Genomic DNA, 22,645 nt, shown 5'->3' on the forward strand with positions numbered 1-22,645 from the left:
GCCGATGCTATCCGCCCACAACGCCCAAGCCCGTCCCCGCAAGGGTTCCGACGGTCCCCGCATCGGCCTGGCCGTCGCCGGCGGCGGCCCGATCGGCGGCATGTACGAGCTGGGGGCGTTGCGCGCGCTGGACGAAGCCCTCGACGGTCTCGACCTGACCCGCCTGGACGCCTATGTCGGCGTCAGCAGCGGCGCGTTCCTGGCCGCGGCGCTGGCCAACCGCATCGATACCGCGCAGATGTGCCGGATCTTCATCACCGGCGACAGCGACGATGTCAGGTTCCGCCCCGAAACCTTCATGCGTCCGGCGGTGTACGAGTACATGCGTCGCGCCGCCAGCCTGCCGCGTCTGACCCTGGAGTGCTGGCAGGCGCTGCTGTTCTCGCCGGCCTCGGTGCGCTGGCCGGACCTGATCGCCCGCTTCGGCGGACTGGTGCCGACCGGACTGTTCGACAACGAGCAGGTCGAGCGCTTCCTGCGCGACGTATTCACCCGTCGCGGCCGCAGCAACGACTTCCGCAAGCTCGGCACCGACCTGTACGTGGTCGCGGTCGATCTGGACAGCGGTGATACCGTCCGCTTCGGAGACCAGGGCTGGGACGACGTGCCGATCTCGCGCGCGATCCAGGCCAGCGCCGCGCTGCCGGGCCTGTACCCGCCGGTCGCGATCCACGGCCGCCAGTTCGTCGATGGTGCGTTGCGACGGACGATGCATGCCTCGGCGGTGTTGGACAAGGACATCGACCTGATGATCGGGGTCAACCCGCTGGTCGCCTTCAACACCGGCGACGGCGGCGCAGGCGACGCCTCGGGCGAGCGTGGCAGCGAGCATGCGCGCCTGGCCGCCGGCGGGCTGCCGGCGGTGCTTTCGCAGACCTTCCGCAGTCTGCTGCAGTCGCGCATGCAGGTCGGCCTGGCCCGCTACGCGAGGCAGTACCCGCATGTCGACCAACTGGTGTTCGAACCCAATCCCGACGACGGCGAACTGTTCTTCACCAATGCCTTCAGCTTCGCCGCGCGCCGGCGCATCTGCGAGATCGCCTACCGCAACACCCTCGACGACCTGCACCGGCACCAGGACGTGCTGGCGCCACAGCTGGCGCGGCACGGCATCCGCCTGCGCACCGAGGTCGTCGACGATCGCACCCGGACCCTGGTCGAGGGCCTGTCCGCTCCCGCCAGCCGCGACACCGACACCGTCGCCGAGCTGAAGCGGGCTCTGGACGACGTCGACCGGATCGTCGCCCGCGGCAACGCCAAGCCCGGCGCCCGCCCGCGCACCCGCGGCCGTCCGGGCGCCAAGTCGTCCGCCACGCGCCGCCCGGCGCGCAAGCGGTTGGTGTGAAAACTCTAGAGCGCGGGCGCATGGTCGGATACAACGCCAAATAACGGCGCGGGTCGTGCTCCACGTCCCGCCCAACACGGAGGGATAGATGGCCAAGTTGAAGAAGTCCGCCAAGAAGACCGCGTCCGCGAAGTCGGCATCCGCCGCCAGCGATCCGCAGCAGCAGGCCGAGCGCCTGGCCAAGGGCATCAGCGAGTCCGCCCAGCACATCTGGCTGGCCGGCATGGGCGCCTTCGCCCGCGCCCAGGCCGAGGGCACCAAGCTGTTCGAGGGCCTGGTCAAGGAAGGTCTGGGCCTGGAGAAGAGCGCACGCAAGTTCGCCGGCGACCTCGCCAGCCATCAGGCCGACGCGGTGCGTGGCGCGGTCGAGAACCGGGTCGGACAGGCGCGCGACCGTGCCGCCGACACCTGGGACCGGCTGGAGAAGGTGTTCGAGGAACGCGTGCAGCGCGCCCTGGTCAAGCTGGGCGTGCCCGGCCGCGAGGACCTCGCCGAGCTGAGCGACCGGGTCGAGGCGCTCACCGCCGAGCTGCGTCGCCAGGGCGGCGGCAAGGCCGCCAAGGCGCCGCGCAAGACCGCTGCGAAGAAGGCGACGAAGAAGGCCGCCAAGAAGGCGCCGGCCAAGAAGACTTCCGCCGCCCGCGGCAAGACCCGCACGACCACGGCGCGCAAGTCGAGCAAGACCACCGCGCGCAAGCGCAGCGCGTCCAAGACCACGCCGGCCTCCTGAGTCCGGACCGGGCGCGCCGGCCCGAACCGGTCCGCGCCCCAGGTCGCCCGACGCACGGTTCAGCCCGCCAGTCCGTACCTCCGTATGCTCCCCTCCCCTTACGGTTCCGGACTGGCGGGCTTCTTGCGTCCGCACCGCACCGGTCCCGGAGCGACCTGCTAGCCGGCCGCTCCCGGATCGACTGCTTCCATACCGACTGCTTCCGTACAGGCTGTTTGCGGACCCAGCGCACTGACTTCGGCGCCGGCAACGCGTATAGTCGCCGCGCTTCGCGCGCGCGATCGCATCAACATTGCAGTCGAGGACAGGATGCTCACGGTTTCAGCCGTCATGACCATGCTCGGGGTCGCCGTCGCGATCGGCGCTCCGCTGACCATCTACCTGTGGCGGGTACGTCGCCGCAATCACGAGATCGGCCGTGGCCTGGCCGCTCTGGCCGGCATGCGCTGGCGGGAGTTCTCCGGCTTCGTGGTCGAGGCGCTGCAGGCCCAGGGCTTCGGGGCCGACCGGCTCGAGTCCTCGCCCAAGGGCGGACAGACCGCCGACCTGAAGCTGACCCGCAATGGCGAGAGCTGGCTGCTGAGCTGCAAGCAGGGCCTGAACTACCGCATCGACGCCAGCCATGTCGCCAGCCTGGCCGACGCGGTGCGTTTCGCCGGCGCCTCCGGCGGCATCGTCGCCACCCTCGGCACGATCCAGAAGGACGCCCAGGCCAGCAGTCGCGGCATGGAGCTAATGGACGGACAGGCGGTCTGGGCCCTGGTCGAACCCCTGCTTCCGGCCGGACTGCGCCGCGAGCTGGGCGAATACGCACAACGCCGCAATATCCGCGAACTGGTACTGGCCTGGGTCGTGGCCCTGCTGCTGGGCGGCGCGGTCGCATTTGCGACCTCCAATGGCGCCGACTCCAACAGCGAAGGTGAGGACGCAGGCGTGTCGGCGCCAAGCACGGCTGCGAGTACCGCGACGCCCGCGGCCGGCGAGCAGGATTCCGATGCCCCGACGGCGGCCACCGCCGCCCAGGACGCTCCGGCCCCGGCCCCGGCCGCTGTCGCCGCCTCGCCCCCGCCGGACAGCGGCCTCGACGAGACCCAGCAACGCCGGAAGGTCGTCGAACGGGTCCGCCAGCTCGCCGGCATCAAGCAGGTCTCGTGGTCGACCCGCTCGACCCTGCTGGTCGTGATGGACGGCAGTGTCGCCGACGGCCCGGCGTTCACCGGTTCGATCTGCGCGATCCTGGAGAACTACGAGGCACTGCGGGCATCGCGACTGCAACTGCAGCCCCCCGAGGGCAGCGACGCCCGGGTGCGCTTCATGCAGTGCCGCAACTACTGAGCGCGCCCCGGACGGACGCCTGAAACGGCGGCGGCAGGCGCATTCCCGCCCGCCGCCGTCAGCGCTGACAACCCACGCGGGCGACGCGGCACCCGCGTCGCCCGGGCGGCCCGCTACCAGTGCACGCCGCGCATCAGCGAAGCGAACGCGATCTGCTCGTTGCTCGGTTGCACGCTGCCGGCGCCGTCGCCGCCCTTCGCCGCCGCCGAGTCCGGGAACAGTTCGAAGGCGGTGTTCATCACCACCTCGTAGGCCTTCGGCGCCAGCGCGTTGATCACCGCCGCGAAGATCCCGAGCCGGGTCGCGATCCGGCTCGGACGTTCGATGATGCCCTTCACCACCAGGTCGGCGGCTTCCTCCGGAGTCAGCGTCGGCACGCTGTCGTACATCTTGGTCGGCGCGATCATCGGCGTCTTCACCAGCGGCATGTTGATCGTGGTGAAGGCGATGCCCTTGCCCGACAGCTCGCCCTGGGCGCAACGGCTGAAGGCGTCCAGCGCCGCTTTCGAGGCGACGTAGGCGGAGAAGCGCGGCGAGTTCGCCAACACGCCGATCGAGCTGATGTTGATGATGTGGCCCCTGCGCTTCTCGGTCATCTTCGGCATGAAGCCCATGATCAGGCGCAGCGAGCCGAAGTAGTTCAGCTGCATGGTCCGCTCGAAGTCGTGGAAGCGGTCGTAGCTGAGCTCGATCGAGCGCCGGATCGAACGGCCGGCATTGTTGACCAGGATGTCGACGTGGCCGTGCTCGTCCAGCACCTGCCCGACCAGGCGGTCGCAGTCGGCCATGTCGGACAGGTCGGCGGTGTACGCGAACACCTTGCCGCCGGCCGCCTTCATCGCGTCGCGGGCCTTGAACAACTCCTCCTCGCCGCGCGCGACGATCACGGTGACCGCGCCCGCCTCGGCCACCCGTTGTGCCGTGGCCAGGCCGATGCCCGAGGAACCGCCGGTGATCACCACCACCTTGTTGCGCACCTTGCCCTTCAGCGTACGGTCGATGAACAGGTCCGGATCGAGCTGTCGCTCCCAGTAGTCCCACAGCCGCCACGCGTAGTCCTCCAGGCGCGGCACCGCGATGCCGCTGCCCTTGAGCGCACGCTCGGCGTCGCGGTTGTCGAAGCGGGTCGGATAGGTGACGAATCTCAGCGCCTGTTTGGGGATCCTGAAGTCGCGCAGCAGCATGCCGACGAAGCGCCGCACCGGCGGCAGGCTGCCGACCGCCATCCTCACGCTGCCCGGCACGAAGGCGAACATCCGCGCATCGATGCGCATGGTCATTTCCGGCGCGTGACCGGCACGGGCGAACAGGTTCAGCACCTCGCCGACCCGCTGCGGCTCGGGGTCGGTCAGGTGGAAGCAGTGGCCGTCGAGCTTGGGCTTGTGGGCGATGTGGTCCATCGCATCGGCGACGAAGTCGACCGGCACCATGTTGATGCGGCCGCCCTCCACGCCCAGCGTCGGCACCCACGGCGGCAGCATCTGCCGCATCTTCTTGAGCAGGGTGAAGAAGTAGTACGGGCCGTCGATCTTGTCGATCTCGCCGGTCTTCGAGTGGCCGACGACGATGCCGGGGCGGTAGATCCGCCACTTGACCCGCTTGTCGGCGCGCACCAGCCCTTCCGACTCGTGCTTGGTGCGCAGATAGGGATCGTCCAGGCCCTCGGCCTCATCGAACATGTCCTCGCGGAACACGCCCGGATACAGGCCCGCGGCGGCGATCGAACTGGTGTGGTGGAAACAGCCGGCCTTGATCGCCGCGGCCAGGTCCAGCGCATGCCGGGTGCCCTCGACGTTGGCCTCGCGCTGCGCCTCCGGACTGGCGGTGAGGTCGTAGATCGCGGCCAGATGGAAGAAGTGCCGGACCTTGCCGGTCAATGCCTTGCGCTGGGCCGCGCTGACCCCGCAGCCAGGCTTGCCCATGTCGCCCTGCACCACGACCACCCGCTTCATGTCCCAGCCCATTCTGCGACCGATCTCGTCGAGCTTCTTGCGCGACTGCCTGCGCACCAGCACGTGGACCGTGCCCTTGCGCTTGAGCAGGTTGCTGACCAGGAACCGGCCGATGAAACCAGTCGCGCCCGTGACGAAGTAATCCATGACTCCTCTCTCCCCCAACCCTCCGGCCGCGCGGATGCGGCCGCCTCGCGACTACGGTGCCAGAGGCCCGCAGGCAGCACAATTCCCTCCCGTATTGACCCCTCCCCCGCTGCGTGATGTGATTCGATCGACTTCCAATGCCGGAACCAGCAGCGATGACGGACCTTCAACGCGACTTCGAACAGGCCTCCAAGGACGTGAAAGACCTGTCCGAACGCCCCGACAACGACACCCTGTTGCGCCTGTACGCGCTGTTCAAGCAGGGCAGCGAAGGCGACGTCAGCGGTCCCAAGCCGGGGTTCTTCGACTTCGTCGGCACCGCCAAGTACGAGGCCTGGGCCAAGCTGGCCGGCACCTCCAAGGAAGACGCGATGCGCAAATACGTCGACCTGGTCGGCAAGCTGCGGGCCTGAGGCCGCCGCCCGAGCGAATGGCCAGGCACACGCGCCAGCGCATCCTCGATGCCAGCCTCGCGATGTTCAACGCGCAGGGCGAGCCGAACGTCACCACCAACCACATCGCCGACGAGCTGGAGATCAGCCCGGGCAACCTGTACTACCACTTCCGCAACAAGGACGACATCATCGAGCAGCTGTTCGCGCGCTTCGAGGAGCGCATGGACCAGGCGCTGGCGATGCCCGAGGGCCGGTTGCCGGGACTGGAGGACATCTGGCTGCAGCTGCACCAAGTGTTCGAGTGCATCTGGGACTTCCGTTTCCTGCACCGCGACCTGGTCGAGATCCTCAGCCGCAACCGCCGCCTGCGGTTGCGCTTCGCGCGGATCCTGCGCCGCGCCGACGAGCGCGCGCACGCGGTGATGCGCGGCCTGTTGCAGGCCGGGGTGATGCGCGCCTCCAGCAGCGAACTGGCGGCGACCGCCACCAACGTGCTGGTGATCGCCACCTTCTGGCTCAATTACGCCGCCGCGCGCGGCGACAAGGACGAGCACGCCGCGATCCGCGACGGCATCGTCCAGGTGATGATGCTGGTGGCGCCGTTCCTGCGCGACGCCGAGCGCCTGCACCTGAACCACCTGACCAGCGCCTACATGACCTGAGCCGCCCCGCCCCGCATTCGCCCCTTTCCCGGCACCCGGCCGCCCGACGACCGGGCTGTCCCGTACCCGTCCAACGCAAGGAAACGCCATGGCCGCCAGCAAGTCCTCCTGGGCCCCCTTTCCCCACGACGCCAAGTCCTTCGCCTACGCCGGCGATACGCTGAAGAAGGCCTGGCCCAAGCTGCACGCCGGCGACCAGGAGCCCTATCCCGACGCCAAACGCGCGGCCGCGCTGATCGCCGCCGCCGGCAAGGCCGCGCCCAAGAAGCTCGACGCCGATGCCCTCGCCGCCGAGCTGCAGGAGGCCTGGCGCGCCTTCCATCGCGGCGACTTCAAGCAGGCCTTCGACCTCGGCAACGCGCTCGGTCCGGTCGGCGCCTCGGTCGCGGTCAAGGCCCTGGGCATCCACGCGACCTACCTGGTCGAGGACGACGGCGAGCGGCTCAAGCGCTACGAGCAGGCGGCCAAGCTGGCCGACGCCGCGGTCGCCGCCCTGCCCGAGGACGCCAACAGCCACTACCGCCACGCCTTCGCACTGGGCCGCTACAGCCAGGGTCTGAGCATCGCCAAGGCGCTGAAGGCCGGCATCGCCGGCAAGGTCCGCGACGCCCTCGACGCGGCGCTGGAACTGGCCCCCAAGCACGCCGAGGCGCATACCGCGATGGCGCTGTACCACGCCGAGATCATCGGCAAGGTCGGTGCGATGATCGGCGGCCTGACCTACGGCGCCAAGGCTTCCGAGGCCGAGAAGCACATCAAGGCCGCGTTGAAGCTGACCCCGCAATCGCCGATCGCCCACATCGAGTACGGCAACCTGCTGTTGCTGCTGCACGGCGATCGCGAGGAGGACGCTGTCGCCGATGCCTACGAGAAGGCCGCCAAGCTCAAGCCGCTGGACGCGATGGAGGCGCTGGACGCGGCCTGGGCCGCCGACCAGCTCGAATGAACGCCGCGGGCGGCTGAATGCGTCACGGGCTCTTGCCTGTCGTCGCCGCTGCCAGTAAACTGCGCGGCCCACGCCAGACGCCTGACTCGTTCACGGCCCTGAGCACGGGCGGTTAGCTCAGCGGTAGAGCATTGCCTTCACACGGCAAGGGTCGCAGGTTCGATCCCTGCACCGCCCACCAACAGCGAAGGGCCGGCATCATGCCGGCCCTTTTTCTTTGCCTCATCCCCTGCGCCGCCAGCCCGGTCGAGCCCGGCCCAAGGCGCCCACGCCACCGGAGACGCCCATGCCCTCGGCCACGCCCACGCTCTATCACAATCCGCGCTGCTCGAAGTCGCGCGGCGCGCTGGCGCTGCTGAACGAGCGCGGCATCGAGCCACGCATCGTCGCCTACCTGGAGCAGCCGCCATCGGTCGAGGCACTGCGCACCCTGCTGGCTCGGCTGGGCGTGGATGCGCGCGCATTGCTGCGCAAGGGCGAGGCCGAGTACAAGGAGCTGGGTCTGGACGACCCGACGCTGGACGAGGCCGCGCTGATCGCCGCGATGCATGCGCACCCGCGGCTGATCGAACGGCCGATCCTGGTCGTCGGCGAGCGCGCGGTGATCGGACGCCCGCCGGAGCGGGTACTGGAACTGCTGGACTGACGCCCCATCCCCCGCACCGCGTCATCCGCCCCATCCCCGTAGGAGCGGCGTCAGCCGCGGCGGGTATTTGACGCCGCTCCTACGAACGGCTGCGGATCGCGAGCATCCGCGGCCGACCCGGGAACGCTACTGCGACTTGTCGCGGCGCATCGCCTCGACCTTGGTCGGCGCCGCAAAGGACTCGCTGCTGGCGTCGGCCCAGAAATCGCGGAATACCGCGTGCTCGGGCAGCCGTTCGAGCAGTTCGCCGGGCCTGAGGAAGCGGTGCAGCGCCGCCAGCGAGCGCACCTCGATCGGCGACACCCGGCGCAGGATGTGCTCGGGGCCGACCTGGCCCGGATCGCTCAGCCCCGCCGCGCACAGGATGTCGCGCAGCGCCTTCAGCGTGTTCTGCTGGAATCCGGCCACCCGCACCGCCTTGTCGGCGGCGTCGAGATGGCGCCAGCGCGATGGGTCCTGGGTGGCGATGCCGGTCGGGCAACGGTCGGTGTGGCAACTCAATGACTGGATGCAGCCCAGCGCGAACATGAAGCCGCGCGCGGAGTTGCACCAGTCCGCGCCCATCGCCAGGGTCCGGGCCAGGTCGAAGGCGCTGGTGATGCGACCGGCGGCGCCGATCCGCACGCGGTCGCGCAGGTTCAATCCGACCAGGGTGTTGTGCACCAGCATCAGCGCCTCGTGCATGGGCAGGCCGACGTGGTCGATGAACTCCGCCGGCGCCGCGCCGGTGCCACCCTCGGCGCCGTCGACGACGATGAAGTCCGGCAGCACGCCGGTCTCGTGCATCGCCTTGGCGATGCCGAACCACTCCCAGGGATGGCCGACCGCCAGCTTGAAGCCGGTCGGCTTGCCGCCAGACAGCTCGCGCAGGCGCGCGACGAAGGCCAGCAGTGACTTCGGCGAATCGAACGCACTGTGGCGGGCCGGCGAAATGCAGTCCTTGCCGACCTCCACACCACGCGCGGCGGCGATCTCGGCAGTCACCTTGGCGCCGGGCAACATGCCGCCATGGCCGGGCTTGGCCCCCTGCGAGAGCTTGACCTCGATCATCTTGACCTGGGGGTCGCGGGCGTTCTCGACGAAGCGCTCCTCGCTGAAGCTGCCGTCGGGATTGCGGCAACCGAAGTAGCCCGAGCCGATCTCCCAGACCAGGTCGCCGCCATGCTCGCGATGGTAGCTGGAGATCGAGCCCTCGCCGGTATCGTGATAGAACCCGCCCAGCCTGGCGCCGTGGTTGAGCGCACGGATCGCGTTGGCCGACAGCGAACCAAAGCTCATCGCCGAGATGTTGAACACGCTGACCGCATACGGCTGGGCGGTGTTCTGGCCGACCACGACGCGGAAATCGTGCGAACCGTGCGCGATCGGGTTCATCGAGTGGTTGATCCACTCGTAGTCGACCGCGTAGATGTCCTGCAGGCTGCCGAACGGGCGCACATCGCTGACAGACTTGGCGCGCTGGTAGACCAGGGCCCGTTGCTGACGCGAGAACGGCACCTCGTCGGTATCGGACTGGATGAAGTACTGGCGCATCTCCGGGCCGATCGACTCCAGCCCGTAGCGGAAGTGGGCCAGGACCGGATAGTTGCGCCGCAACGTGCTGGTCTTCTGCAGCAGGTCCCAGCTGCCCAGCGCCGACAGGGTGGCGAACAACAACGCCGCCCAGCCCCAGCCCGGCAGCCAGTACCAGGCGATCAGCGAAGCCACGGTGAGGATCAGGCAGGCGATGTAGACGACGTATCGGGACATGCGGGATCGGAGGCTCCGTGTCGGGATGGCGGTGTCGGTGAGGCTGTCAGGCGCAGGAGCGGCGTGAGCCGCGATGAGGCTTTCGCGGGTAGGCCCAATCGCGACTTACGCGCCACCGGCAGGATAGCGGTTGCCGCCGGCTCAGCCACCGGGCGCCGCAGCGGCCGGCGGCACGGCCTGGCGCAGCGCCCGCAGAACCCGCTGTCCGCCCCGCCCGTCGACCGGTTGCTGCCCGAGCCGCTGCTGCTCGGCCTTGATCGCCGCGCGGCTGGCCGAACCGATGATGCCGTCGACCTCGCCGATGTCGTGACCGCGCTCCAGCAACAGGGTCTGCAGCTCGCGGCGCTCGGCCCGCGACAGGCCCGGATCGTCGGTCGGCCAGGACGCGACCAGCCCGCCCTGCCCGCGCAGCCGGTCGGACAGGTGCGCGATCGCCAGCGCATAGCTCTCGGCGGCGTTGTAGGAGTAGATCGCATCGAAGTTCTTGAACACCAGGAACGCCGGCCCCGAACGGCCCGCCGGCAACAACAATGCCGCGGCGGTGCCGACGGCCGGCTCGAACGCCTGGCCGTCGATCCTCGACACCCCACGACCGGTCCAGTACGACAGCGGCCGACGGCTGGTGCGACCCGATACCGAGGTGTCGAAGCCTTCCGGCAATCGCACTTCGTAGCCCCACGGCTGACCGCTGCGCCAACCCGAGCGCTTGAGATAGTTCGCGGTCGATGCCAGCGCATCGGGAATGCTGTCGACCAGATCGCGACGGCCATCGCCGTCGAAGTCGACCGCGATCCGGCGATAGGTCGAGGGCATGAACTGGGTGTGCCCGAACGCACCGGCCCAGGAGCCGACCAGTTTGTCGGCGGAGACGTCGCCGCCCTGCACGATCCGCAGCGTCTCCAGCAGCTCGCCGCGGAAGAAGCTCTGGCGGCGCCCCATGCACGAGAGCGTGGTCAGCGAGATCAGCAAGGGCCGCTTGCCGAAGACCTTGCCGTAGTCGCTCTCCACCCCCCACACCGCGACCACGGTCGCCGGATCGACGCCGTACGCGGCCTCGACCCGGGCCAGGGTGTCGGCATGCGTCCGCAGCATCGCGCGACCGTCGTCGACCCGCTCCTGGTCGACCAGGCCGGCCATGTAGTCCCAGATCGGGGTGGTGAACTCCGGCTGCCGGTTGAGCAGTTCCAGCAACGACGGATCGGCGACGACTCCGGCCACATGGGTGTCGAAGGTCGAGGCGCCGATGCCGGCGGCCACCGCCTTGCCACGCAAGGATTGCACGCATGAACTGATATCCGCCGCCGACGCGGTGGCGCAGAAACCGGCGCACAACAGCGCGCCGGCGAGAGTCGGGATCGATATACGCATCCGCCTAGCTTACCCGTGCCCATGTGCAAACTCGATCACGGTTCCCGCGCCCGCCCACTCGGGCAAAACCCGACGGAGCGCCGACTCACGGCCATCCGCGCAACCGCAAGGCCAATGCGCCCGGTCGTCGAGACCGGACGCATGCGGGGAGGATCAGACGGCGCGGCGGCGGCTCGCACCCGCACGCCGCAACCGCCTCGGCCTCAGGGCTGCACGTCCTCGATTGCCAGATCATCGAGATAGAACGCGGTGCCGGCGGTGCCGGACCCGACCAGCACCACCGACACGCTCGCGGTCCCGGCCGGCGCCTGCACGCTGGCCTCGGCCAGTTGCCACTGGCTGCCCTGCACCGGCAGCGCGACCACGCTGTTGTCCAGCACCTGCCCGTCCGCACCGCGCCAGTCCAGCGAGAGGCGCGGATTCACCGGCGTGCCGACGCCGCCACGAACCCACAGGCTCACCGCCTTGGCGCCCGGCGAAGCGGCGTAGCCCGGGTAGTTCGCGACCTCCACGCCCCAGTAGGCGCCCGCGATGTCCACGCGCAGGCTGTAGCTGCCGCCATGGGCCTGCGCGTCGCTGCGGACCACCTCCGCGCCGTACCAGGCGCTCCACAGGCCCAGCGAAGCCTCCAGCGTGGCGGTATCGGCGTCGACCAGGTTGCCGACCGGCCCCGGCCCGGGACCTCCGGGATGGTCGCTGGTGCTGCCGGCATCCTGCAGATAGGGCGCGGCCTGCCAGGCGGCGAAGCCGATCCGCTCGCCCCAGCGCTTGGCGAACTGCCAGGGGCCGAAGTACGCGTTGTCGGCGAAGCGGTTGTTGGCGCCGAACATCACCCGGTCCTGGATCTCGGCAACGGTGTACGGCGACCACGGCAGATTGTCGGCGCCGGTGGCGATCAACGCCTGCACGCCACAGTAGTCCGAGCCCTCGCAGGGAACGACGGCGGGATCGAAATGGAAGGCGTTGCCGACCACCTCGATGTTGCGCGCATGCCAGCGGCAGTCCGTGCGGTAGGGCTCCTCCGCGATCCGCGTATAGCAGGGATGACCGGCGTTGATCGGATCGAGGTAGTCGTAGTCGTGCGGCTCGGGGATTCGCGTGGGCGTCACCAACGGCGTGCAGTAGCCCTTGCTGGTGTTGCCGTTCGAATTGCAGAACCGGTTGCTGTTCTCGTAGATCGACACGCCGGAGAAGTTGTTCTCGAAATAGTTGTCGTGAATGCGGATCATGGCCGAGCCGGACACGGTGCTGGCCAGGCGCGCATCGCCGCCCGACTCGGACAGGTAGATCGCCGGCGCCGGCGATCCCTGGTTGCGCAGGCCCTTGACCCAGGCGTTGTTGATCAGGGTGTTGCCGCGGATGGTCGCGTTGTAGCTGATCTCGTACCAGATGCCCTCGTCGTCGTTGTCCTCGATGTAGTTGCCTTCGAACAGGAAATCGATGTTGTTGGTGTCGGCCCACAACCCGACGCTCTTGTTGTCGTGGACCCAGTTGTGGGTCACGCGGGCGCCCTGCACGTCCCAGAACTTGCCGCCGCCGCTGCATCCGCAACCCGGCAGCCGGACTTCCCAGTCGTCGGTGTTGTTGCCGGCGATCTCGTTGTGGTCGAGCACGATGTCGGTGATCGCCGGGCCGCCCTCGACCGGCATCTTGAACATGCTGAAACCGTACTGGCCGTTGTCCTTAAGGCAGTTGTAGCGGACGGTGTTGGCACTGCCGAGGAACACGCCGGCGCCGTCGTTGTCGGCGATGGTGTTGTATTCGACCAACCAGCCGTCGCCGGCGTCATGGTTGACCACGCCCTCGTTGTTGTTGTCGAGCCCGCGACCGAAGTTGCGCACGGTCAGGTGGCGGATGGTGACGTCGCGGGCACTGCCGGTGAACGCGTACAGATTGAGATTGCGTCCATCAATCACCGCGCCCGGCGCGCCGACATAGGTCGTGCCATCGCGGGCGATGATCTGGCCGTACAGGTCGTCGCCCAGGGTGTGCACGCCGGGCGCGAACCAGAACGTGGCCCCGGGACGGTTGAAGTCGAAGCCGGCGTTGTCGCCGGCGGGTACGACGATGGCGCCGGCCGGAGGCGTTGCCGGCCCGTCGAGCACAGCGGTATTGCCGCACATGCGGGCCGGCGGCTCGGTCGGCCAGGCCTGCGCCATCGTGGGTGCGGACACGCCCAGCGCGGATGCGGCCAGAACGGCCGCGAACATGTGCGCCCCCGATGGGCGAAGACGCTGAAGCAGCGGCTGAGGCCGCCTTGACATGGACATCTCGGACTCTCCCTGTTGAGTGGTCGACGTCGGCCGCGATGGAGCGGTCCGGCGCAGGCGGGAGTCTGCTGCAGCACGCGCGCCAGGACCGGCGACACCGTCACGCTGGAGGAAGCCTGCTGACATCCGGAGCGTCTTCACCGCGCCCCGGATTTGCATCGATCCATTCGAACCGCAGCCGAAAGGCCCGTCTCAACGACAGGTTCCAACAACGCACCGCGGATCCAGAGCCGTGGCGCGCCGCGTCGACTGCTGACAGGGCGGCGCCTGCGGATGCCGAGAGGACGGGAGTTCCGCGCGACCGGCGGCTCATCCGGCGCCCCGCATGGGCGTGGCGCGGCGGCCTGCGCGTCCAGCGCTGGGACATGGATGGTGCCCGGAGCCGGAATCGAACCGGCACGGCCTCGCGGCCGGCAGATTTTAAGTCTGCTGCGTCTACCAGTTTCGCCATCCGGGCAGCGTTCTGGAGCGCGGGCAGCTTACCGCAGGAACGCCCGCGGGAGCGGTGCGAGCCGCGACCGGCCTGCTGCGCCGCGTCCGCCGCGATCACTCGTCCGCGATGACTCGTCCGCAATGACTCGTCCGCGAAAGCAGGACGGGACGCGCCGGCGAAGGCGCGTCCCGCGGGTCTGGAGGCCGAGGTCGGAATCGAACCGGCGTACACGGATTTGCAATCCGCTGCATAACCACTCTGCCACCCGGCCGGTGACTGCCGCCAAGCTTACCGCTTTTGCCGATTGCCGCGCATGTCGCGCATGTCGCGCCCAGGCCGCGAATGGGCCGGCGAATGGCGGCGGAACCTGACGTCGAGACACAACGTCAAGACATAACCTCAAGAAACCGGGCCGGAAAAAAACAAGGCCCCGCGACGGGGGCCTGTTTGAAGGGCGGCCAGCAAGGACCGGCACCATCGAATTGGAGCGGGAAACGAGACTCGAACTCGCGACCCCGACCTTGGCAAGGTCGTGCTCTACCAACTGAGCTATTCCCGCTTTGGGGCGGCCATTCTAGGGCGCACCGTGAAACTGTCAATCTACCGCACGTCTGGAGGCCGAGGTCGGAATCGAACCGGCGTACACGGATTTGCAATCCGCTGCATAACCACTCTGCCACCCGGCCGGTGACTTTCCGGAAAGCTCGACGCCGCGCGCGGCCGCATTCTCGCCATCCTGAAAAGACAAAACCCCGCGAGGGGGCTTCGTCGGAAGGCCTGCCCGGAACGGGCCTGCCTCATCGAAACTGGAGCGGGAAACGAGACTCGAACTCGCGACCCCGACCTTGGCAAGGTCGTGCTCTACCAACTGAGCTATTCCCGCTGAGGAGCCGTCATTTTAGGCTTCGCCACGAAACTGTCAACTGGTTTTTTCGGAGCTGTGTTCGTCTTCCTTCAGGGTCGGCCAGGCCGCGCGCAGGTAGGCCAGACCCGACCACAGGGTCAGCAGCGCGGCCGCCGCCAGCATCCATTCGCCGATCGCGAATACCGGCAGAGCGGCGAACGGCTCCTGGTACAGCAGGCAGACCAGGGCGAGCATCTGCACGACGGTCTTGATCTTGCCGATGCTGGCGACCTTGACCCTCGCCCGCTGTCCCAGCTCCGCCATCCACTCGCGCAGCGCCGAAACCGCGATCTCGCGGCCGATGATCACCGCCGCCCACAACGTCATCCAGACCGTCGGGTGCTTCTGCACGATCAGCATCAGCGCGATCGCGACCATCAGCTTGTCGGCGACCGGATCCAGGAATGCGCCGAACGCCGAGTGCTGGTCGTAGCGACGGGCGATCCAGCCGTCCAGCCAGTCGGTGACCGAGGCCAGGGCAAAGATGAACGCGGCGGCGAAATTGGTCCACTTGAACGGCAGATAGAACACCAGCACCAATACCGGGATCAGCAGGATCCGCAGCAGGGTCAGGATGGTCGGTACCGTCAACTTCATGCAGTGCTCCGCGGGGGTGGGCGGTCGTCAGTGGGGGTGTCCAGGCCGTGCAGGGTCGCATAGATGCGCTCGGCAAGGGCGACGTTGATGCCCTCGACACGGGCGATTTCCTCGACCCCGGCGGCCTTCAGACCGCCCAGGCCGCCGAAATGTTTCAACAGATTAGCGCGTCGACGCGGCCCGATTCCGTCGATGTCCTCCAGCCGGCTGCTGTTGCGGGCCTTCTGGCGGCGTCCGCGGTGGCCGGTGATCGCGAAACGGTGCGCCTCGTCGCGGACCTGCTGGACCAGTTGCAGCGCCGGCGACTCGGCCCCGGGGCGCACGCCGCGACCGTCCGGCAGCAGCAGTTCCTCGTCGCCGGGGCGCCGCGCCGGCCCCTTGGCCACGCCGACCAGGACCACGCCCTGCACGCCCAGTTCGTCGAGCGCTTCGCGCGCCTGCGCCACCTGCCCCGCTCCGCCGTCGATCAACAGCACGTCCGGCAACACGCTGTCCTCGTCCACGGCGCGCCGGAAACGCCGGGCGATCGCCTGATTCATCGCCGCATAGTCGTCGCCGGGCTCGATGCCGGCGATGTTGTAACGGCGGTACTGGCCGCGGACCGGGCCTTCGGCGTCGAACACCACGCAGGAGGCCACGGTCGCCTCGCCCATGGTGTGACTGATGTCGAAGCATTCGATCCGCGCCGCCGGCTCCTCCAGCCCCAGCAGGACCTGTAGCGCTTCGCTGCGGGCCTTCTGCGCGGCGTGGCCGGTGCGTTCGGTGGCCAGGGCCAGCTCGGCGTTGCGGCGGGCCAGGTCGAGATAACCGGCGCGCTCGCCGCGCACGCTGCTGCGAATCTGGACCCGGCGGCCATTGCCGCCGCTCGACAGCGCCTGCTCGATCAGCTCGCGGTCGGGAATGTCGCGATCGAGAATGATCTCGCGCGGTGGCTGTTGTCCACCGGATTGTTGTTCGCCGTAGTACTGCGAAACGAACGCCGCCAGCACTTCCTCGGCGCTGTCGCTGCCGTTGGTCCTGGGAAAGAAGGCACGGGTGCCCAGATTGCGGCCGTCGCGGAACGCCAGCAGCAGCACGCAGGCCGCCGCGCCCTGCATCGCCACCGCCAGCACGTCGAGATCGGCGGCGCGGCCGTCGACATACTGGCGCGCCTGCAAGGTCCGGATCGAACCGATCAGGTCGCGCAGCCGCGCGGCCTGCTCGAACTCCAGCCGCTCGCTGGCCGCCTCCATCAGCTGGCCGAGTTCGCCGGTCAGCTCGTCGCTGCGCCCCTCCAGCAACATCGTCGCCCGGCGCAGGCTCACGGCATACTCGTCGGCCTCGACCAGGCCCACGCAGGGCGCGCTGCAGCGACCGATCTGGTACTGCAGACAGGGCCGCGAGCGATTGCGGAACACGCTGTCCTCGCAACTGCGCAGGCGGAACAGCTTGTGCATCAGGTTCAAGGTCTCGCGCACCGCGCCGACACTGGGATACGGACCGAAGTAACGCCCCGGAACCGAACGCGCGCCGCGGTGCATCGCGATCCGCGGCCAGGCTTCCTGGGTCATCAGCACGTAGGGGTAGCTCTTGTCGTCGCGCAGCAGCACGTTGTAGCGCGGCCGCAGCGACTTGATCAGCTGGTTCTCGAGGATCAGCGCCTCGGCCTCGGTCCGGGTGACCGTGACCTCCATCCGCGCGACCTGGGACAGCATCGACGCGATCCGCGGCGACTTCGGCGACGCGTTGAAATAACTGGCCACGCGCTTCTTCAGCGCGCCTGCCTTGCCCACGTAGAGCACGCTTTCGTCGGCCGCGATCATCCGGTACACGCCCGGCGCGGTGCTGAGCTGGCGCACGAAGGCCTTGCCGTCGAACGTGGGGAGGCGGGCGTCGCTCATCGGCGCGGCTCCGCCGGCGGGCGCGAAGTCCGGACAGGGGCTGCTGCGGTGGGCGTGGCGTCTGGCTGCATCGCGACTAGGATTGGGCCGCCGCGCGGGCAAGGCAAGCCCGGCGACGGGCATTCACCCCTGTCGCGGGCCCGCCGCAACCGTCTCGCCGCGCAACAGACGCTCGATCACGCCGTTGGCGGCGGCATCGAGCAGGCGGTGGACATGCTCGAACTGGGCCGGGCCGCCGGTGTAGGGATCCGGGACCTCGATCTCGCCGTCGATCCCGGCCCACTCCAGCAGCAGCGCGGTGCGCGCCCTCGCCGCCTCCGGCGCCCGCGCGCGAACGTCGCGCAGATTGTTGCGATCGGCGCACAACAGCCAGTCGAAATCGTGGTGGTCGTCGCGGCCGATCTGGCGCGCGCGCAGGCCGGCGATGTCGATGCCGTGCTCGCGCGCGGTGGCGATCGCGCGCCGGTCCGGCGGATCGCCGACGTGCCAGTCGCCGGTGCCGGCGGAGTCGACCTCGACCCGGCCGGCCAAGGGCGAGGCCTCGATACGGGCGCGCAGCACGCCCTCGGCCATCGGCGAGCGGCAGATGTTGCCCAGGCACACGACCAGCAGCCGCAGCGGCTCAGCCATGGTCGGCCGCCAGTCGCGCCTCGGCGCGGACCAGGTCCTCCGGGGTGTCGACGCCGGCCGGGAACGGCTCCGGGGTGCGCGCGACCGCGATCCTGAATCCGGCCTCCAGCACCCGCAACTGCTCCAGCGATTCGATCCTTTCCAGCCGCCCCGGCGGCATCTGCGCGAAGCGCTTGAGGAACCCGGCACGGTAACCGTAGATGCCGATGTGGCGCAGCCAGTGATCGCCGTCCGGCAGGCGGCTGCGGTCGTCCAGGAACGCGTCGCGCGGCCACGGCAACGGCGCCCGACTGAAATACAGCGCATCGCCGTTGCTGGCCTGCACCAGCTTGACCGTGTTCGGATCGAACAGGCTCTCGACCGCCTCGATCGGGGTCGCCAGGGTCGCCATCTCCGCACCGCTCTCGCGCAACAGCGCCGCCACCGCGCGGATGCCGGCGGCCGGCGCGAACGGCTCGTCGCCCTGCAGATTCACCACCACGGTATCGTCGTCCCAGCCGGCGATGCGCGCGCATTCGGCCAGGCGGTCGGTACCGGAGGCGTGATCGCGCGCGGTCATCGCGACCCGGACCCCGGCGCCGTTCAGCGCCTCGGCAATGCGCGCATCGTCGGCGGCGACCCAGACCTCGCGCGCGCCGGCCGCCAGCGCACGCCGGGCGACGTGCAGCACCAGCGGCTCGCCCGCGAGCAGGCGCAGCGGCTTGCCCGGCAGGCGCGAAGCGTCGTGACGGGCCGGAATCGCGACGACGAAATCGGGGGCGGCACTCATCATTGATCCGCCCGGGGTTTGCGATCCTCACCCGCCTCGGCGGCGCGCTGCGCCGAGGCCTTGATCGCCTGCGCCATCCCGTCCAGCTCGCCGGAGAGCAACATGCCCCAACCATCGCCGTCGGGGCGGATGCTGACCACTTCCATCTTGGTCATGGTGATCGGCCCGGCCGCCACGGTTCCGCGGGTGACGAAATGACGCACGTCGCCCTCTGGCACCGATCCCAGCATGTCGAACTGCCGGATCTCGATACCGCCCTTGCCGGGCCCCGCTCCCATCGCCTGCTGCTCCACGAACCTCAGGAAGGCGCGCATGAAGTCGCCGGCCGGCATCGCCGCGACCTTCGCCGCATCCGCCTTGCCGCCAAAGAACGTCTGCGCCATCGCATCGGCCTGCGGCTCCGGCATCGCGGCGAACAGCGGCGCCAGCATCGCGCGGAACCGCTCGGCCTCGTCGGGGTGGAAGAAGTCCGCGGCGGCGCTCACGCCATCGCTGCGTATCGCGTCGACGTAGCGCTGCATGAACGCTTCCGGACTCTCGCCAGCGGCGGCCGGAACGGATGCCGCCGCGAACAGGGCCGCGCACAGCAACAGGCGGTTGAACATCGAGCTCATCGGTTCCTCTCCTCTGCCGACGGATGTCGGCGACTCGTTCAGCGGGCGGCGATCCGCTCCGTCAACGCCACCCAGAACGCTTCGGGCAGCGCCGCGTCCACCGGCACGCTGTAATGCAACTCGGTACGGAAGGCGGCGCACTTGACCGCGTCCTTCTCGGTCATCAGCACCGGCAGCCGACTGCCGAACTCGAAATCGGCGGCCTGGTAGTCATGGTGGTCGGCAAACGCATGCGGGACCACCGCGATGCCCAGCCCACGCAGCATCGCGAAGAAGCGCTCGGGGTCGCCGATGCCGGCGACCGCGTGCACGCGCTGGCCGGCAAAGGCGGTCAACGGCCTGGGACGCCCGCCCAGCAATGGGATTGCCTGCCCGCAACGCAGCCGCATCGGCCACTGGCCGAACCCGGCGCCCTCGCCCGCTTCGGCGCCGGGATCGGACCCGGCGGCGTCGCCCATGTTCAACACGTGGAAGTCGCACCTGGCCGCGCGTTCGACCGGTTCGCGCAGCGGACCGGCCGGCAGCAGGCGGCCGTTGCCGTAGCGACGCCGTCCGTCGATCACCTCGATCTCGATGTCGCGGGCCAGGCGGTAGTGCTGCAGGCCGTCGTCGCAGACCACCACGTCGCAGCCGGCCTCGACCAGGGCCATCGCCGCGGCCACCCGGTCGCGATCGACCCGGACCCGGACTCCGGTGCGCGCGGCGATCAGTAGCGGCTCGTCGCCGCCCAGTCGCGGATCGGTATCGGCATCGACCCAACGCGCCTGCGCGGCGGCGTCGCGGCCATGGCCGCGGCTGGCGACACCGGGGGTGAAGCCCTGCTCGCGCAGGCGCTGGACCAGGGCGATCGTCAACGGCGTCTTGCCGGTACCGCCCGCGGTGATGTTGCCGACCACGATGACCGGGACACCGGGATGGCGGCTGCGGCGGCCGTCCCGGTACAGCCACCGGCGCAACGCGATCACCCGGCCGTACAGGCCCGACAGCAGCCGCGCATGCAGCGGAACCGGCGCGTCCTGGTACCAGTATCGGGGCGCCTGACCGGCGTCGCGCGACGGCTTCGCGGTCATGGCGTCTCGCGGAACTGCAGGCGGTGCAGGTGCGCGTACAGACCGTCGGCGGCGATCAGCTCGGCGTGGGTGCCGCGCTCGACGATGCGTCCCTCGTCCATCACCAGGACCTGGTCGGCATGCTCGATGGTGGCCAGGCGGTGCGCGATCACCAGGGTGGTGCGATTGGGCATCAGGTGTTCGAGCGCATCCTGCACCAGCCGCTCGGATTCGGCGTCGAGCGCCGCTGTGGCCTCGTCGAGGATCAGGATCGGCGCGTCCTTCAGCATTGCGCGGGCGATCGCCAGGCGCTGGCGCTGGCCGCCGGAGAGCTTGCCGCCCTTGGTGCCGATCCCGCTGTCGACGCCGTCGGGCAGCTTGTCGACGAACTCCATCGCGTTGGCGCCGCGGATCGCCGCCTCCTGCTGCTCGGGCGTGGTCTGGCGCAACTCGCCATAGGCGACGTTGGCGGCGATCGAACCGTCGAACAGCATGACCTGCTGGCCGACCAGGGCGATGTTGCGGCGCAGGTCGCGCAACGGATAGTCGCGCAGCGGATGGCCGTCGAGCAGGATCTCGCCGGCCTCGGGTTCATAGAAGCGCGGGATCAGCTTGACCAGGCTGGACTTGCCGCTGCCGGAACGGCCGACGATCGCGGTGACGGTGCCGGGCCGGGCGACGAAGTCGACGTCCGCCAATGCCGGTGCGACCTGCCCCGGATAGCGCGCGGTGACATGACGGAACTCCAGGACCCCGCCGGCGCGGTCCAGCGCCCGGGTACCGGTATCGGGCTCGTCCTCGGCATCGAGCACGCTGAACAGACGCTCGGCCGAGGCCACGCCCCGCTGCAGCATGTTCTGGACGTTGGTCAACTGCTTGAGTGCGGGAATGATCGCCATCATCGCCACCATCAGGGCGACGAAACCGCCCGCGCTCAGGCGCCCGGCGGCGGCCTCGCTGCCGGCGAAGAACAACAGGACGGCCAGGCCGATCGACCCCATCAGCTGCACCATCGCCGAGGAGATGCTGCGGGTCGATTCGACCTTGACGCTGAGCTTGCGGTGGTGATCGGCCTGGACCGCGTAGCGCTCCAGCTCGACGTCCTGCGCGCCGTAGACCTTGACCTCCTGCTGGTTGGACAGGGCCTGGTCGGCCGACTGCATCAACTGCCCGCCGCTCTCCTGGATGCGGTGGCTGATCCGGCGGTAGCGCTTGCCGACCCGGTCCATCACCCAGGCCAGCGGCGGCGCCATGAACAGGATCGCGATGGTGACCTGCCAACTGGTCCACAGCATCACCCCCAGCATCGCCAGCACCTGGAACGACTGCTGCAGCATGACCTTGAGCGCGTCGACCGCGGCCTGCGCGACCTGGTCGCTGTCCGAGCCCAACCGCACCAGCATCGACGGCACCGGCTCGGTGTCGAAACGCTGTCCCGGCAGGTGCAGGTACTTGCCCAGCACCCTGACCCGCAGATCTCGGGCGATGCCCCGCCCGGCCCGCGCCATGCCGATGTCGCTGACGTAGCCGGCAATGCCGCGCAGCACGAACAGGCCGACGATGATCAGCGGCAGCCAGGCCTTGAGCGTCGACCCCTGGTTGATGAAGGTCTCGTTGACCACCGGCTCCATCAGTTTGGTGAAGGCGCCGCCGGCCGCGGCCTCGATCACCATGCCGGCCAGCGCCAGCAACAGCAGCGGCCGGTAGGGCCGCGCGAAGGCCAGCAGGCGCCGGTAGGTCTGCCAGGCCCCTTCGGAGCGGCTCATCGGGCGGCCCCGCCCCCGTCGCCGGAGGCCGCGGCACCGGACTGTTGCGGCGCGGTCGCGATCATCACCCGCTTGAAGCCGAGCTGGCCGAGTGCGTCGTAGGCGGTGACCACGGCCTGGTGCGGCGTGCGCGCATCGGCCCGCAGCAGCACCGGGCGGTCGCGGTCGTCGCCGGCGACCTCGGCCACGGTGGTCTTGAGCGAGTCCAGATCGTCCCGGATCACCTCGCGATCGTCGACGAAGTAGCGGCCATCGGCGTTGACCAGCACGCTCAGCGCCTGATCGGGCTCGGCCGGCTCGCCGCTCGCCTGCGGCAACTGCAGCTTCATCACCGAGCGCGAATCGAAGGTGGTGGTGACCACGAAGAAGATGATCAGTACCAGGATCACGTCGATCAGCGGGACCAGGTTGATCTCCGGCTCGTCGAACGCGCGGTGGTCTTGGATCCGCATGCGCGC

Annotated in this window: 19 protein-coding genes and 6 tRNA genes; 8 read left to right on the forward strand and 17 right to left on the reverse strand. The window is 69.3% G+C overall.

Annotation, left to right across the window (positions count from 1 at the left end):
* Window positions 1-4 precede the first annotated feature (4 nt).
* The 3 genes from C9I47_RS09310 (at window position 5) to C9I47_RS09320 (ending at window position 3,410) form a co-directional block, all read left to right on the forward strand.
* The gene (locus C9I47_RS09310) at window positions 5-1,345 is read left to right on the forward strand and encodes a patatin-like phospholipase family protein (RefSeq protein ID WP_111266498.1); all 1,341 of its coding nucleotides are present in this window, start codon (window positions 5-7) and stop codon (window positions 1,343-1,345) included.
* Between the two features lie 88 nt (window positions 1,346-1,433).
* Window positions 1,434-2,075 (forward strand): phasin family protein, encoded by a 642-nt coding sequence (locus C9I47_RS09315; RefSeq protein ID WP_111266499.1) that lies wholly within the window; start codon window positions 1,434-1,436, stop codon window positions 2,073-2,075.
* 330 nt (window positions 2,076-2,405) lie between these two features.
* Window positions 2,406-3,410, forward strand: a complete 1,005-nt coding sequence (locus C9I47_RS09320; protein WP_190238457.1) for a restriction endonuclease — start codon at window positions 2,406-2,408, stop codon at window positions 3,408-3,410.
* A gap of 113 nt (window positions 3,411-3,523) precedes the next feature.
* Here C9I47_RS09320 and C9I47_RS09325 read toward each other — a convergent pair whose 3' ends face one another.
* Window positions 3,524-5,509, reverse strand: a complete 1,986-nt coding sequence (locus C9I47_RS09325) for an SDR family oxidoreductase (RefSeq protein WP_111266501.1) — start codon at window positions 5,507-5,509, stop codon at window positions 3,524-3,526.
* 155 nt (window positions 5,510-5,664) lie between these two features.
* Here C9I47_RS09325 and C9I47_RS09330 point away from each other — a divergent pair, with 155 nt between their 5' ends.
* The 5 genes from C9I47_RS09330 (at window position 5,665) to arsC (ending at window position 8,158) form a co-directional block, all read left to right on the forward strand.
* On the forward strand, window positions 5,665-5,922 hold the full coding sequence (locus tag C9I47_RS09330; RefSeq protein ID WP_111266502.1) for an acyl-CoA-binding protein: 258 nt from the start codon (window positions 5,665-5,667) through the stop codon (window positions 5,920-5,922).
* Window positions 5,923-5,939: 17 nt separating this feature from the next.
* On the forward strand, window positions 5,940-6,566 hold the full coding sequence (locus tag C9I47_RS09335) for a TetR/AcrR family transcriptional regulator (RefSeq protein ID WP_111266503.1): 627 nt from the start codon (window positions 5,940-5,942) through the stop codon (window positions 6,564-6,566).
* Window positions 6,567-6,654: 88 nt separating this feature from the next.
* Window positions 6,655-7,512: a tetratricopeptide repeat protein gene (locus C9I47_RS09340; protein WP_111266504.1), complete on the forward strand. Its 858-nt coding sequence runs from the start codon at window positions 6,655-6,657 to the stop codon at window positions 7,510-7,512.
* Between the two features lie 106 nt (window positions 7,513-7,618).
* A tRNA-Val gene (locus C9I47_RS09345) sits at window positions 7,619-7,693 on the forward strand.
* A gap of 105 nt (window positions 7,694-7,798) precedes the next feature.
* Window positions 7,799-8,158, forward strand: coding sequence for an arsenate reductase (glutaredoxin) (gene arsC, locus C9I47_RS09350; protein ID WP_111266505.1), 360 nt, complete (start codon window positions 7,799-7,801; stop codon window positions 8,156-8,158).
* A gap of 126 nt (window positions 8,159-8,284) precedes the next feature.
* On the opposite strand, the gene C9I47_RS09355 is transcribed toward arsC, so the two are convergent.
* From C9I47_RS09355 to C9I47_RS09430, 16 genes are all read right to left on the reverse strand, one after another.
* The gene (locus C9I47_RS09355; protein WP_111266506.1) at window positions 8,285-9,907 is read right to left on the reverse strand and encodes an FMN-binding glutamate synthase family protein; all 1,623 of its coding nucleotides are present in this window, start codon (window positions 9,905-9,907) and stop codon (window positions 8,285-8,287) included.
* Between the two features lie 141 nt (window positions 9,908-10,048).
* A complete protein-coding gene (locus C9I47_RS09360) occupies window positions 10,049-11,275 on the reverse strand; it encodes a lytic murein transglycosylase (RefSeq protein ID WP_111266507.1) in 1,227 nt (408 codons plus the stop codon).
* 203 nt (window positions 11,276-11,478) lie between these two features.
* Window positions 11,479-13,485 (reverse strand): right-handed parallel beta-helix repeat-containing protein, encoded by a 2,007-nt coding sequence (locus C9I47_RS09365; protein WP_190238458.1) that lies wholly within the window; start codon window positions 13,483-13,485, stop codon window positions 11,479-11,481.
* Window positions 13,486-13,915: 430 nt separating this feature from the next.
* Window positions 13,916-14,002 (reverse strand) — tRNA-Leu (locus tag C9I47_RS09370).
* A gap of 173 nt (window positions 14,003-14,175) precedes the next feature.
* Window positions 14,176-14,249, reverse strand: a tRNA-Cys gene (locus tag C9I47_RS09375).
* 212 nt (window positions 14,250-14,461) lie between these two features.
* Window positions 14,462-14,537 (reverse strand) — tRNA-Gly (locus C9I47_RS09380).
* 53 nt (window positions 14,538-14,590) lie between these two features.
* A tRNA-Cys gene (locus C9I47_RS09385) sits at window positions 14,591-14,664 on the reverse strand.
* Between the two features lie 121 nt (window positions 14,665-14,785).
* Window positions 14,786-14,861 (reverse strand) — tRNA-Gly (locus C9I47_RS09390).
* Between the two features lie 36 nt (window positions 14,862-14,897).
* Window positions 14,898-15,479, reverse strand: a complete 582-nt coding sequence (gene pgsA / locus C9I47_RS09395; protein ID WP_111266509.1) for a CDP-diacylglycerol--glycerol-3-phosphate 3-phosphatidyltransferase — start codon at window positions 15,477-15,479, stop codon at window positions 14,898-14,900.
* Complete coding sequence (gene uvrC / locus C9I47_RS09400; protein WP_111266510.1) at window positions 15,476-17,359, reverse strand: excinuclease ABC subunit UvrC; 1,884 nt, start codon at window positions 17,357-17,359, stop codon at window positions 15,476-15,478. Before uvrC ends, pgsA begins: the two co-directional genes overlap by 4 nt.
* Before the next feature lie 123 nt (window positions 17,360-17,482).
* The gene (locus tag C9I47_RS09405; RefSeq protein WP_111268060.1) at window positions 17,483-17,977 is read right to left on the reverse strand and encodes a low molecular weight protein-tyrosine-phosphatase; all 495 of its coding nucleotides are present in this window, start codon (window positions 17,975-17,977) and stop codon (window positions 17,483-17,485) included.
* 4 nt (window positions 17,978-17,981) lie between these two features.
* On the reverse strand, window positions 17,982-18,758 hold the full coding sequence (kdsB, locus tag C9I47_RS09410; RefSeq protein WP_223250077.1) for a 3-deoxy-manno-octulosonate cytidylyltransferase: 777 nt from the start codon (window positions 18,756-18,758) through the stop codon (window positions 17,982-17,984).
* Window positions 18,758-19,372, reverse strand: coding sequence for a hypothetical protein (locus tag C9I47_RS09415; protein ID WP_111266512.1), 615 nt, complete (start codon window positions 19,370-19,372; stop codon window positions 18,758-18,760). Before C9I47_RS09415 ends, kdsB begins: the two co-directional genes overlap by 1 nt.
* 38 nt (window positions 19,373-19,410) lie before the next feature.
* Complete coding sequence (gene lpxK, locus C9I47_RS09420) at window positions 19,411-20,442, reverse strand: tetraacyldisaccharide 4'-kinase (protein ID WP_111266513.1); 1,032 nt, start codon at window positions 20,440-20,442, stop codon at window positions 19,411-19,413.
* The gene (msbA, locus tag C9I47_RS09425; RefSeq protein ID WP_111266514.1) at window positions 20,439-22,187 is read right to left on the reverse strand and encodes a lipid A export permease/ATP-binding protein MsbA; all 1,749 of its coding nucleotides are present in this window, start codon (window positions 22,185-22,187) and stop codon (window positions 20,439-20,441) included. The genes lpxK and msbA overlap by 4 nt, the downstream gene beginning before the upstream one ends.
* Window positions 22,184-22,639, reverse strand: coding sequence for an ExbD/TolR family protein (locus tag C9I47_RS09430; protein ID WP_111266515.1), 456 nt, complete (start codon window positions 22,637-22,639; stop codon window positions 22,184-22,186). Before C9I47_RS09430 ends, msbA begins: the two co-directional genes overlap by 4 nt.
* Window positions 22,640-22,645 lie beyond the last annotated feature (6 nt).

This window comes from Marilutibacter maris (assembly GCF_003233695.1).
In the GTDB taxonomy this organism is placed as follows: domain Bacteria; phylum Pseudomonadota; class Gammaproteobacteria; order Xanthomonadales; family Xanthomonadaceae; genus Marilutibacter; species Marilutibacter maris.